This window comes from Flavilitoribacter nigricans DSM 23189 = NBRC 102662 (genome assembly GCF_002646595.1).
GTDB classification, from domain to species: domain Bacteria; phylum Bacteroidota; class Bacteroidia; order Chitinophagales; family Saprospiraceae; genus Flavilitoribacter; species Flavilitoribacter nigricans.
On record NZ_PDUD01000083.1, the window covers coordinates 1 to 15,740 of the forward strand.

The following is a 15,740-nucleotide window of genomic DNA, read 5'->3' on the forward strand; positions in this document are numbered from 1 at the left end:
GATTACTCTGAAACTCCAGTAGACATTACCGGTCAGGAAGGAGCATACGGTCTGACGGTGACGGAAGCCTGTAACTACACCACTACTTATGTAGATACCCAGTCCGGTACCTGTCCAATAGTCATTACGCGGACGTTCACGGTAACCGATGAGTGCTTGAACGTCGGTACGGATGTACAAACCATCACGATTGATGACACCACTAATCCGGTAGTCACTGCCCCGGATGATGATACAATCGAGGCTTGTGATATTGCTGGAGGACTGGCTGATTATTCTGAAACGCCAGTAGACATTACCGGTCAGGAAGGAGCGTATGGTCTGACGATCACGGAAGCCTGTGCTTACACTACCACTTACGTAGATACCCAGGCCGGTACCTGCCCAATCGTAATCACGCGGACCTTCACGGTAACCGACGAGTGTTTGAACGTCGGCACCGACGTACAAACCATCACGATTGATGATACCACTAATCCGGTAGTGACCGCCCCAGATGATGATACAATCGAAGCGTGTGATGTAGCGACCGGTTTAACGGATTATTCCGAAACGCCAGTAGATATTACGGGTCAGGAAGGAGCTTATGGTCTGACGATTACTGAAGCTTGTGCTTATACCACCACATATGTAGACACCCAGGCCGGCACCTGCCCGATCGTCATCACACGGACCTTCACGGTAACCGATGAGTGTTTGAATGTAGGAACGGACGTGCAAACGATCACGATTGATGATACCACTAATCCGGTAGTGACCGCCCCAGATGATGACACGATTGAAGCGTGCGATATTGCTGGTGGATTAGCGGACTACTCAGAAACTCCGGTAGATATTACCGGCCAAGAGGGCGCTTATGGCTTAACAATTACCGAAGCCTGTAATTATACCATAACTTATGTTGATACGCAGACCGGTAGCTGTCCGGTGGTCATTACCCGGACCTTTACGGTAACCGATGAGTGTCTGAACGTGGGTACGGATATACAAACGATCACGATTGATGATACCACCAACCCGGTAGTTACGGCTCCAGACGATGATACGATTGAAGCGTGTGATATTGCCGGTGGACTAGCTGATTACTCCGAAACGCCAGTTGATATAACCGGTCAGGAAGGCGCTTACGGCCTCACCATCACCGAAGCTTGTGCTTATACTACGACTTATGTAGATACCCAGGCGGGTACCTGCCCAATCGTAATCACGCGGACCTTCACGGTAACCGACGAATGCTTGAATGTAGGTACGGATGTACAAACCATCACGATTGATGATACCACTAATCCGGTAGTTACCGCTCCGGATGATGATACAATCGAAGCCTGTGATGTAGCGACCGGTTTAACGGATTATTCCGAGACGCCAGTCGATATCACCGGTCAGGAAGGAGCTTATGGTCTGACGATCACGGAAGCTTGTGCTTACACGACCACTTATGTAGATACCCAGGCCGGCACCTGTCCGATCGTGATCACGCGGACCTTCACGGTAACCGACGAGTGTCTGAATGTCGGTACAGACGTACAAACGATCACGATTGATGATACCACTAATCCGGTAGTTACGGCTCCGGATGATGATACAATTGAAGCGTGTGATATTGCCGGTGGATTAGCGGATTACTCCGAGACTCCGGTTGACATTACCGGTCAGGAAGGGGCATATGGTCTCACCATTACCGAAGCTTGTGCTTACACGACAACCTACGTGGATACCCAGGCCGGTACCTGCCCAATCGTCATTACGCGGACCTTCACGGTGACCGATGAGTGTTTGAATGTCGGTACGGATGTACAAACGATCACCATTGATGATACCACTAATCCGGTAGTTACAGCTCCGGATGATGACACGATTGAGGCGTGCGATATAGCCGGTGGCCTGGCTGATTACTCCGAGACTCCGGTGGACATTACCGGTCAGGAAGGGGCATACGGTCTGACGATCACAGAAGCCTGTAACTACACAACAACATATGTAGATACGCAGGCCGGAACCTGCCCGATCGTAATTACGCGGACCTTCACGGTGACCGATGAGTGTCTGAATGTGGGTACCGACGTGCAAACGATCACGATTGATGATACCACTAACCCGGTAGTCACGGCACCGGATGATGATACAATTGAAGCTTGTGACATTGCCGGTGGTCTGGCGGATTACTCTGAAACGCCGGTGGACATCACCGGTCAGGAAGGCGCTTACGGCTTAACCATCACCGAAGCTTGTGCTTACACGACAACATATGTCGACACTCAAGCCGGCACCTGTCCAATTGTAATCACGCGGACCTTTACCGTAACCGATGAGTGTCTGAATGTTGGAACGGATGTGCAAACGATCACGATTGATGATACCACTAATCCAGTAGTGACCGCCCCGGATGATGATACGATTGAAGCGTGTGATATCGCTGGCGGATTAGCGGATTACTCTGAGACCCCGGTTGACATTACCGGTCAGGAAGGGGCATATGGTCTGACGGTGACGGAAGCTTGTAACTATACCACAACTTACGTCGACACTCAAGCCGGTACCTGCCCAATCGTCATTACGCGGACCTTCACGGTAACCGATGAATGTCTCAATGTAGGTACGGATGTGCAAACGATCACGATTGATGATACGACTAATCCAGTAGTTACGGCTCCGGATAATGATACGATTGAAGCTTGCGATATAGCCGGCGGTCTGGCTGATTACTCCGAGACTCCGGTGGACATCACCGGTCAGGAAGGCGCTTATGGGCTGACGATCACGGAAGCTTGTAACTACACTACGACTTATGTTGATACCCAGGCCGGTACCTGTCCAATCGTAATTACGCGGACCTTCACGGTAACCGATGAGTGTTTGAATGTAGGAACGGATGTACAAACGATCACGATTGATGACACCACTAATCCAGTAATTACTGCCCCGGATGATGATACGATTGAAGCTTGCGATATCGCCGGCGGCCTAGCTGATTACTCCGAGACTCCGGTAGATATTACTGGTCAGGAAGGAGCTTACGGTTTGACGATCACGGAAGCCTGTAACTATACTACGACTTATGTAGACACCCAGGCCGGTACCTGTCCAGTTGTGATTACGCGGACCTTCACGGTAACCGATGAGTGTCTGAATGTCGGTACTGATGTACAAACAATCACGATTGATGATACGACCAATCCAGTAGTCACGGCACCGGATGATGATACGATTGAGGCGTGTGATATCGCTGGAGGATTAGCTGATTACTCCGAGACTCCGGTAGATATTACCGGTCAGGAAGGAGCGTATGGCTTAACTGTAACGGAGGCTTGTAATTACACTACCACTTACGTGGATACGCAAGCGGGAACCTGCCCAATCGTGATCACGCGAACCTTTACGGTAACCGATGAGTGCTTGAATGTCGGTACCGATGTACAAACCATCACCATTGACGATACAACTGCACCGGTAGTCACTGCACCAGATGATGATACAATTGAGGCTTGTGATATTGCTGGAGGACTGGCGGATTACTCTGAAACTCCGGTAGACATCACGGGTCAGGAAGGCGCTTACGGCCTAACCATTACGGAAGCTTGTAACTACACTACGACTTACGTAGACACCCAGGCCGGTACCTGCCCAATCGTGATTACGCGGACCTTCACGGTAACTGACGAGTGTTTGAACGTAGGCACGGATGTACAAACGATCACCATTGATGATACGACAGCTCCGATAGTTACCGCTCCTGACGATGATACAATCGAAGCCTGTGATGCAACTACAAGTTTATCTGACTATTCAGAAACGCCGGTAGATATTACTGGACAGGAAGGCGCTTATGGCTTAACCATTACTGAAGCTTGTAACTATACTACGACTTATGTAGATACTCAAGCCGGCACCTGCCCGATCGTAATTACACGGACCTTTACCGTGACCGATGAATGCTTGAATGTGGGTACAGACGTACAAACCATTACCATCAATGATACGACCGACCCGGTAGTAACTGCACCAGACGATGATACGATCGAAGCTTGTGATATTGCCGACGGCATAGCCGACTATTCAGAAACGCCGGTAGACATTACCGGTCAGGAAGGTGCTTACGGCCTCACGATCACCGAGGCTTGTGCTTACACGACAACATATGTCGATACCCAGACCGGTTCTTGTCCGATTGTGATTACGCGTACATTTACCGTTATTGATGAATGTCTCAATGAAGGCACCGATACGCAAACCATTACGATTGATGACACGACAGCTCCGGTAGTTACCGCCCCGGATGATGACACGATTGAGGCTTGCGATATTGCTGGCGGCCTCGCTGATTACTCAGAAACGCCGGTAGACATAACCGGTCAAGAAGGTGCTTATGGCCTGACGGTGACAGAGTCTTGTAACTACACCACAACTTACGTGGATACGCAGGCGGGTGCCTGCCCAATCGTCATTACACGTACGTTCACGGTAACCGATGAATGTCTTAATGTCGGTACGGATGTACAAACGATCACCATTGACGATACCACCGCACCGGTAGTCACCGCTCCGGATGATGATACGATCGAAGCTTGTGATGCAACTACAAGTCTGGGCGATTACTCTGAGACTCCAGTAGATATCACTGGCCAGGAAGGTGCTTACGGTTTGACGATCACGGAAGCCTGTAACTATACTACGACTTATGTAGACACCCAAGCCGGTACCTGTCCAGTTGTGATTACGCGGACCTTCACGGTAACCGATGAGTGTCTGAATGTCGGTACTGATGTACAAACAATCACGATTGATGATACGACCAATCCAGTAGTCACGGCACCGGATGATGATACGATTGAAGCCTGCGATATTGCCGGCGGACTTACTGACTACTCCGAAACGCCAGTAGATATCACTGGTCAGGAAGGCGCTTACGGCTTAACTATTACGGAAGCTTGTAACTATACTACGACTTATGTAGACACTCAGGCTGGTACCTGCCCGGTTGTGATCACCCGGACTTTCACCGTAACCGATGAGTGTTTGAATGTCGGCACCGATGTACAAACGATCACCATTGATGATACAACGGATCCGGTAGTTACTGCACCAGACGATGATGCGATCGAAGCTTGCGATATTGCTGGAGGTCTGGCGGATTATTCTGAAACGCCAGTAGACATTACCGGTCAGGAAGGCAATTACGGCTTAACTATTACGGAAGCTTGTAACTATACTACGACTTATGTGGATACGCAGACCGGCACCTGCCCGATCTTAATTACGCGGACCTTTACGGTTACGGATGAGTGTTTGAATGTAGGCACCGATGTACAAACGATCACGATTGATGATACGACCGCACCGGTAGTCACCGCTCCGGACGATGATGCATTTGAAGCTTGTGAAGTAACTACGGGACTTGCTGATTACTCCGAAACACCAGTGGACATCACTGGCCAGGAGGGCGCCTACGGCTTAACGGTAACTGAGGCTTGTAACTATACTACAACTTATGTGGATACGCAGACCGGCACCTGCCCGGTTGTGATCACGCGGACTTTCACCGTAACCGATGAGTGTTTGAATGTCGGTACGGATGTCCAAACGATCACGATTGGAGACGCCACCGATCCAGTAGTGGTCGCCCCGGATGATGATACGATTGAAGCCTGCAGTGTAACTACTGGCTTAGCTGACTACTCTGAGACTCCAGTTGATATTACTGGGCAGGAGGCAGCGTACGGTGTAACTGTTACGGAGGCCTGTAATTATACGATCACTTATGTAGATAGTCAAGCCGGTACTTGTCCGTTGGTAATCACGCGTACATTTACTGTTGTTGACGAATGTCAGAATGAAGGTACCGATGTACAAATTATCACGATCGGTGACACTACCGATCCGGTAGTAGTGGCTCCGGATGATGATACGATTGAAGCTTGTGATGTAGCCACTGGTCTGACGGATTACTCTGAGACGCCAGTAGATATCACCGGCCAGGAAGGTGCTTACGGTTTAACCATTACGGAAGCCTGTAACTACACTACGACTTATGTAGATACTCAGGCGGGTACCTGCCCGATCGTCATCACGCGTACCTTCACGGTAACCGATGAGTGTTTGAATGTAGGAACGGACGTACAAACCATTACGATCGGCGATACAACCGATCCGGTGGTAACGGCTCCAGATGATGATACGATTGAAGCTTGTGATGTAGCGACCGGTCTGACGGATTACTCCGAGACGCCGGTAGATATTACCGGTCAGGAAGGAGCATATGGCCTGACGATCACAGAAGCCTGTAACTACACGACTACTTACGTGGATACGCAAGCCGGAACCTGCCCAATCGTAATCACGCGGACTTTCACGGTAACCGATGAGTGCTTGAACGTCGGCACCGATGTTCAAACGATCACCATTGATGACACCACTAATCCGGTAGTTACGGCACCGGATGATGATACGATTGAAGCTTGTAATATTGCCACTGGCCTTACTGATTACTCCGAGACTCCAGTTGATATCACCGGTCAGGAAGGAGCATACGGTCTGACTGTTACGGAAGCCTGTAACTACACCACCACTTATGTAGATACGCAAGCCGGTACCTGCCCAATCGTGATCACGCGGACCTTCACGGTAACCGACGAGTGCTTGAATGTGGGTACGGATTTACAAACGATCACAATTGATGATACTACCACTCCAGTGGTAACGGCACCAGACGATGATACGATTGAAGCTTGTGATATTGCTAATGGCTTAGCGGACTACTCCGAGACTCCGGTGGACATCACGGGTCAGGAAGGCGCTTACGGCCTGACGGTGACTGAGGCTTGTAACTATACCACGACTTATGTAGATACCCAGGCTGGTACCTGTCCAATCGTAATCACCCGGACCTTCACAGTAACCGATGAATGTTTGAATGTGGGTACGGACGTACAAACGATTACGATAGACGATACGACTGCCCCGGTAGTGACAGCACCAGACGATGATACCATTGAGTCTTGCGACGTTGGTGGCGGACTGGCGGATTATTCTGAGACTCCGGTAGATATTACCGGACAGGAAGGTAATTATGGCCTAACCATTACGGAAGCCTGCAATTATACTACGACTTATGTAGATACCCAGGCCGGCACCTGTCCGATCGTAATCACTCGGACCTTTACGGTAACCGATGAATGCTTGAATGTTGGTACAGACGTACAAACTATTACGATCGGTGATACGACGGATCCAGTGGTAACGGCTCCGGATGATGATACGATCGAAGCTTGTGACGTTGCCTCTGGTCTTACTGATTATTCCGAGACGCCGGTAGACATTACCGGACAGGAAGGCGCTTATGGTCTGACGGTGACGGAGGCTTGTAACTACACTACGACTTATGTAGATACCCAGGCCGGTACCTGCCCGATCGTGATTACGCGGACCTTCACGGTAACCGATGAGTGTCTGAACGTCGGTACCGATGTACAAACGATCACGATTGATGATACGACTAATCCGGTAGTTACGGCTCCGGATGATGATACGATTGAGGCTTGTGATATTGCTGGCGGACTTGCTGATTACTCAGAAACTCCAGTGGACATTACGGGTCAGGAAGGCGCTTACGGTCTCACCATTACGGAGGCTTGTAGCTACACCACTACTTATGTAGATACGCAAGCCGGAACCTGCCCGATCGTGATTACGCGGACCTTCACGGTAACCGATGAGTGCTTGAACGTAGGTACGGATATACAAACGATCACAATTGATGACACCACTAACCCGGTAGTCACCGCTCCGGATGATGATACAATCGAAGCGTGTGATATTGCTGGTGGATTAGCGGACTACTCCGAGACTCCGGTAGACATCACGGGTCAGGAAGGCACATACGGTTTAACCATCACCGAAGCTTGTAACTATACCACAACTTATGTAGATACGCAAGCTGGAACTTGCCCAATCGTTATCACACGAACCTTCACGGTAACCGACGAGTGTTTGAACGTAGGCACCGATGTACAAACGATTACCATTGATGACACCACTAACCCGGTAGTTACCGCTCTGGATGATGATACAATCGAAGCGTGTGATATTGCTAATGGATTAGCGGACTACTCCGAGACACCGGTAGACATCACCGGTCAGGAAGGCGCTTATGGTCTGACGATCACGGAAGCTTGTGCTTACACCACGACTTATGTAGACACCCAGGCCGGCACCTGCCCAATCGTGATCACGCGGACCTTTACGGTAACCGATGAATGCTTGAACGTTGGCACGGATGTACAAACAATCACAATTGACGATACGACCGCACCGATAGTCACTGCTCCAGACGATGACACGATTGAGTCTTGCGATGTTGGTGGCGGACTGGCGGATTACTCAGAAACGCCGGTAGATATTACCGGCCAGGAGGACGCTTATGGCTTAACAATCAATGAAGCCTGTAACTATACCACGACTTATGTTGATACGCAGGCCGGTAGCTGTCCGGTGGTCATCACGCGGACGTTCACGGTAACCGATGAATGTTTAAATGTTGGCACGGACGTACAAACGATCACCATTGGAGATACAACGGATCCAGTGGTAACGGCACCGGATGATGATACGATTGAAGCTTGCGATTTAGCCACTGGTCTGACGGATTATTCTGAGACGCCGGTAGACATTACCGGTCAGGAAGGTAATTATGGCTTAACTATTACGGAAGCTTGTAACTATACCACAACCTATGTAGATACTCAGGCCGGCACCTGCCCGATCGTAATTACGCGAACGTTCACGGTAACTGACGAGTGTTTGAACGTAGGCACCGATGTACAAACGATCACGATTGATGACACCACTAATCCGGTAGTTACCGCTCCGGACGATGATACGATTGAAGCCTGCGATGTAGCGACTGGTTTGACGGATTATTCCGAGACGCCAGTAGACATCACCGGCCAGGAAGGTGCTTACGGCTTGACTATTACGGAAGCCTGTGATTACACCGTCACTTATATGGATACGCAAACCGGTACCTGCCCGATCGTGATCACGCGGACGTTCACGGTAACCGATGAGTGTCTGAATGTAGGTACGGATGTACAAACTATCACGATCGACGATACGACCGCCCCGGTAATCACCGCACCGGATGATGATACGATTGAGGCTTGTGATATTGCTGGCGGACTTACTGATTACTCCGAGACGCCAGTAGATATTACCGGTCAGGAAGGCGCATATGGCCTCACCATTACGGAGGCTTGTAACTATACTACGACCTATGTAGATACGCAGGCCGGTACCTGCCCAATCGTGATCACGAGGACCTTCACGGTAACGGATGAGTGCTTAAACGTTGGTACGGACGTACAAACGATCACCATCGACGATACCACCGCACCGGTAGTCACCGCTCCGGATGATGATACGATTGAAGCTTGTGATATTGCCGGTGGATTAGCGGACTACTCTGAGACGCCGGTTGACATTACCGGTCAGGGAGGCACATACGGTTTAACGATCACCGAAGCCTGTAACTATACCACGACTTATGTAGATACGCAAGCTGGAACTTGCCCGATCGTGATCACGCGTACGTTCACAGTAACCGATGAGTGTCTGAATGTCGGTACGGATGTACAAACGATCACCATTGATGACACCACTAATCCGGTAGTTACCGCTCCGGATGATGATACAATCGAAGCTTGTGATGTAGCGACCGGTTTAACGGATTATTCCGAGACGCCAGTCGATATCACCGGTCAGGAAGGCGCTTATGGTCTGACGATCACGGAAGCCTGTAATTACACCACAACTTATGTTGATACGCAGACCGGTACTTGCCCGATCGTGATCACACGGACCTTCACAGTTACCGACGAATGCCTGAATGTAGGCACCGACGTGCAGACCATTACCATCGATGATACAACCGCACCGGTAGTTACCGCACCGGACGATGATACCATCGAGTCCTGCGATGTAGGTGGTGGGCTGGCAGATTACTCAGAAACGCCGGTAGATATTACCGGCCAGGAGGGCGCTTATGGCTTAACAATTACCGAAGCCTGTAATTATACCACGACTTATGTTGACACGCAGACCGGTAGCTGTCCGGTGGTGATCACGCGGACGTTCACGGTAACCGATGAATGTCTGAATGTAGGCTCCGATGTACAGACGATCACTATTGGAGATACAACGGATCCTGTGGTAACGGCACCGGATGATGATACAATTGAGGCTTGCGATGTAGCGACCGGCCTGACGGATTACTCCGAAACTCCGGTAGATATTACCGGTCAGGAAGGTAATTATGGCTTAACTATTACGGAAGCTTGTAACTACACGACAACATATGTAGACACCCAGGCTGGCACCTGCCCAATCGTCATTACTCGGACCTTCACCGTGACCGATGAGTGCTTGAATTTCGGCACCGATGTACAAACGATCACGATTGATGACACCACTAATCCGGTAGTGACCGCTCCGGATGATGATACAATCGAAGCTTGTGATGTATCGACCGGTTTAACGGATTACTCCGAGACTCCAGTGGATATCACCGGCCAGGAAGGTGCTTACGGACTGACGGTGACTGAGGCTTGTAATTATACTACGACCTATGTAGACACCCAAGCCGGTACCTGTCCAGTTGTGATTACGCGTACCTTCACGGTAACTGACGAGTGTTTGAATGTAGGCACGGATGTACAAACCATTACGATTGATGATACGACTGCACCGGTAGTCACCGCTCCGGATGATGATGCGATCGAAGCCTGTGATGCAACCACCAGTTTACCGGATTATTCCGAGACGCCAGTGGATATCACCGGTCAGGAAGGCGCTTACGGCCTTACCGTTACCGAGGCCTGTAACTACACCACAACTTATGTGGATACGCAGGCCGGTACCTGCCCGATCGTAATCACGCGTACCTTCACGGTGACCGATGAGTGCTTAAACGTTGGTACGGACGTACAGACGATCACCATCGACGATGCGACCGCACCGGTAGTCACTGCACCGGATGATGATACAATCGAAGCTTGCGATGTGGCAACTGGCCTTACCGATTACTCCGAAACTCCGGTAGACATCACTGGCCAGGAGGGTAATTATGGTCTGACGATCACGGAAAATTGTAATTACACTACGACCTACGTAGATACGCAAACGGGTACCTGCCCAATCGTCATTACGAGGACCTTCACAGTAACCGATGAGTGTCTGAATGTCGGTACGGATGTACAAACGATCACCATTGATGACACCACTAATCCGGTAGTTACCGCCCCGGATGATGATACAATCGAAGCTTGTGATGTAGCGACCGCTTTAACGGATTATTCCGAGACGCCAGTGGATATCACCGGTCAGGAAGGCGCTTATGGTCTGACGATCACGGAAGCCTGTAATTACACCACAACTTATGTAGATACACAGGCCGGTACCTGCCCAATCGTAATTACGCGGACCTTCACGGTAACCGATGAGTGTTTGAATGTTGGTACGGATGTACAAACGATCACGATTGATGATACCACTAATCCAGTAGTTACGGCCCCAGACGATGACACGATCGAGTCCTGCGATGTAGGTGGTGGGCTAGCGGATTACTCAGAAACGCCGGTAGATATTACCGGCCAGGAGGGCGCTTACGGCTTAACAATTACCGAAGCCTGTAATTATACTACGACTTATGTTGACACGCAGACCGGTAGCTGTCCGGTGGTGATTACGCGGACGTTCACGGTGACCGATGAATGTTTGAATGTAGGTACGGATGTACAAACGATCACCATTGGAGATACAACGGATCCAGTTGTAACCGCACCGGATGATGATGCAATTGAAGCTTGCGATGTGGCAACTGGTCTGACGGATTACTCTGAGACACCAGTTGATATCACCGGCCAGGAAGGAGCTTATGGTCTGACGATCACGGAAGCTTGTAACTATACCACGACTTACGTGGATACGCAAACGGGCACTTGTCCGGTCGTAATCACGCGTACATTCACCGTGATTGATGAATGTCTCAATGAAGGCACCGATACGCAAACCATCACGATTGATGACACAACTGCACCGGTAGTAATCGCACCGGATGATGATACGATCGAAGCCTGCGATGTAGCGACCGGTCTGACGGATTACTCCGAGACGCCAGTAGATATTACTGGCCAGGAAGGTGCTTACGGCTTGACTATTACGGAAGCCTGTGATTACACCGTCACTTATGTGGATACGCAAGCCGGTACCTGCCCGATCGTGATCACGCGGACGTTCACGGTAACCGATGAGTGTCTGAATGTAGGTACGGACGTACAAACGATCACGATCGATGATACGACCGCACCAGTAGTCACTGCTCCAGATGATGATACGATCGAAGCGTGTGATATAGCTGGTGGTCTTGCTGATTACTCTGAAACTCCGGTGGACATTACCGGTCAGGAAGGCGCTTACGGTCTAACCATCACCGAAGCTTGTGCTTACACGACAACTTATGTAGATACGCAAGCGGGCACCTGCCCAATCGTCATTACGCGGACCTTTACGGTAACCGATGAGTGTCTGAATGTGGGTACAGATGTACAAACGATCACGATTGATGATACCACTAATCCAGTAGTCACTGCTCCGGATGATGATACGATTGAAGCGTGCGATATTGCGGGTGGTCTGACGGACTACTCCGAGACTCCGGTAGACATTACCGGACAGGAAGGCACATATGGTTTAACCATCACCGAAGCTTGTAACTATACCACAACTTACGTAGATACGCAAACGGGCACCTGTCCAATCGTGATCACCCGAACGTTCACGGTAACCGATGAGTGTTTGAACGTTGGCACCGATGTACAAACGATTACCATTGATGATACGACCGCTCCGGTGGTAACTGCACCAGACGATGATACGATCGAAGCTTGTAATGTCGCCACTGGTCTGACGGATTACTCCGAGACTCCAGTCGATATCACCGGTCAGGAAGGCGCATACGGATTAACCATCATGGAAGCTTGTGCTTATACTACGACTTACGTCGACACCCAGGCCGGCACCTGCCCAATCGTCATTACACGGACGTTCACGGTAACTGATGAATGCTTGAACGTCGGCACGGATGTACAAACGATCACGATTGACGATACGACCGCACCGATAGTCACTGCACCAGACGATGACACGATCGAGTCTTGCGATGTAGGTGGCGGGCTAGCGGATTACTCAGAAACGCCGGTAGATATTACCGGTCAGGAAGGTAATTATGGCTTAACAATTACCGAAGCCTGTAACTATACCACGACTTATGTTGATACGCAGGCCGGTAGCTGTCCGGTGGTCATCACGCGGACGTTCACGGTAACGGATGAATGTTTGAATGTAGGTACGGATGTACAAACGATCACCATTGGAGATACAACGGATCCGGTGGTAACGGCTCCGGATGATGATACAATTGAAGCTTGCGATGTGGCAACTGGTCTGACAGATTACTCTGAGACACCAGTTGATATCACTGGCCAGGAAGGTGCTTACGGCCTGACGATCACGGAAGCTTGCAACTATACCACAACCTATGTAGATACCCAGGCCGGCACTTGTCCGGTGGTGATCACGCGTACCTTCACGGTAATGGATGAGTGTTTGAATGTCGGCACGGATGTACAAACGATCACGATTGATGATACGACCGCACCGGTAGTTACCGCTCCGGATGATGATACAATCGAAGCTTGTGATGTAGCGACCGGTTTAACGGATTACTCCGAGACGCCAGTCGATATTACTGGCCAGGAAGGTGCTTACGGCCTTACAGTGACGGAAGTCTGTAATTACACCACAACTTATGTAGATACCCAGGCCGGTACCTGCCCAGTTGTGATTACGCGTACCTTCACGGTAACCGACGAGTGTTTGAATGTGGGTACGGATGTACAAACCATTACGATAGATGATACGACCGCCCCGGTAGTCACCGCACTGGATGATGATACGATCGAAGCTTGCGATATAGCGACCGGTCTGACGGATTACTCCGAGACGCCAGTCGATATTACCGGTCAGGAAGGCGCTTATGGCCTCACCATTACGGAGGCTTGTAACTACACCACGACTTACGTAGATACGCAGACCGGTACCTGCCCAGTTGTGATTACGCGGACCTTCACGGTGACCGATGAGTGCTTAAACGTTGGTACGGACGTACAGACGATCACCATCGACGATACGACCGCACCGGTAGTTACCGCCCCGGACGATGATACGATTGAAGCGTGCGATGTAGCGACCGGTCTGACGGATTTCTCTGAAACTCCAGTAGATATTACGGGCCAGGAAAGTGCTTACGGACTGACGGTGACGGAGGCTTGTAACTACACGACAACATATGTAGACACCCAGGCTGGCACCTGCCCAATCGTAATTACACGGACCTTCACCGTGACCGATGAGTGTTTGAACGTTGGCACCGATGTACAAACGATTACCATTGATGATACGACCGCTCCGGTGGTAACTGCACCAGACGATGATACGATCGAAGCTTGTAATGTCGCCACTGGTCTGACGGATTACTCCGAGACGCCAGTGGATATCACGGGTCAGGAAGGCGCTTATGGCCTGACAGTGACGGAAGCCTGCAACTACACCACAACTTATGTAGATACCCAAGCCGGTACCTGCCCAATCGTAATCACGCGGACCTTCACGGTAATCGATGAATGTTTGAATGTGGGTACGGATGTTCAAACTATTACGATCGATGATACCACCGCACCGATAGTAACTGCTCCAGACGATGATACGATTGAGTCTTGCGATATTGGTGGCGGACTAGCGGATTACTCAGAAACGCCGGTAGATATTACCGGACAGGAGGGCGCTTATGGCTTAACCATTACGGAAGCCTGCAATTACACCACCACTTATGTAGATACGCAAACGGGCACTTGTCCGGTTGTGATAACACGTACGTTCACCGTAACCGATGAATGTTTGAATGTGGGTACGGACGTACAAACCATTACCATCGGTGATACAACCGATCCTGTGGTAACGGCACCGGATGATGATACGATCGAAGCTTGCGATGTAGCGACTGGCTTGACGGATTACTCCGAGACGCCGGTAGACATCACCGGTCAGGAAGGTGCTTACGGTCTGACGATCACGGAAACGTGTAACTATACCACAACCTATGTGGATACGCAAACCGGTTCTTGTCCGATCGTGATCACGCGGACCTTCACCGTTACCGATGATTGCTTGAACGTAGGCACAGACGTGCAGACGATCACCATCGATGATACCACTGCACCGGTAGTAATCGCACCGGATGATGATACGATTGAAGCCTGTGATGTAGCGACTGGTCTGACGGATTATTCAGAAACGCCGGTAGATATTACCGGCCAGGAAGGCGCTTACGGCCTTACGGTTACGGAAGCCTGTGATTACACCGTCACATATGTGGATACGCAAGCCGGCACTTGTCCGATCGTAATCACGCGTACGTTCACGGTAACCGACGAGTGCTTGAATGTCGGCACGGACGTACAAACCATCACGATTGATGATACCACTGCTCCAGTAGTTACTGCTCCGGATGACGATACGATCGAAGCCTGTGATGCAACCACGAGCCTGGCGGATTACTCCGAAACACCGGTAGACATCACCGGCCAGGAAGCGGCCTATGGCTTGACGATCACGGAAGCTTGTGATTACAC

The 15,740-nt window shown here is 50.3% G+C and carries 1 protein-coding gene; it reads left to right on the forward strand.

The window, feature by feature from the left end; translation table 11 throughout:
• Positions 1-15,740: hypothetical protein (locus CRP01_RS42650; RefSeq protein ID WP_099155918.1), on the forward strand; the 15,740-nt coding region annotated here is incomplete at both ends.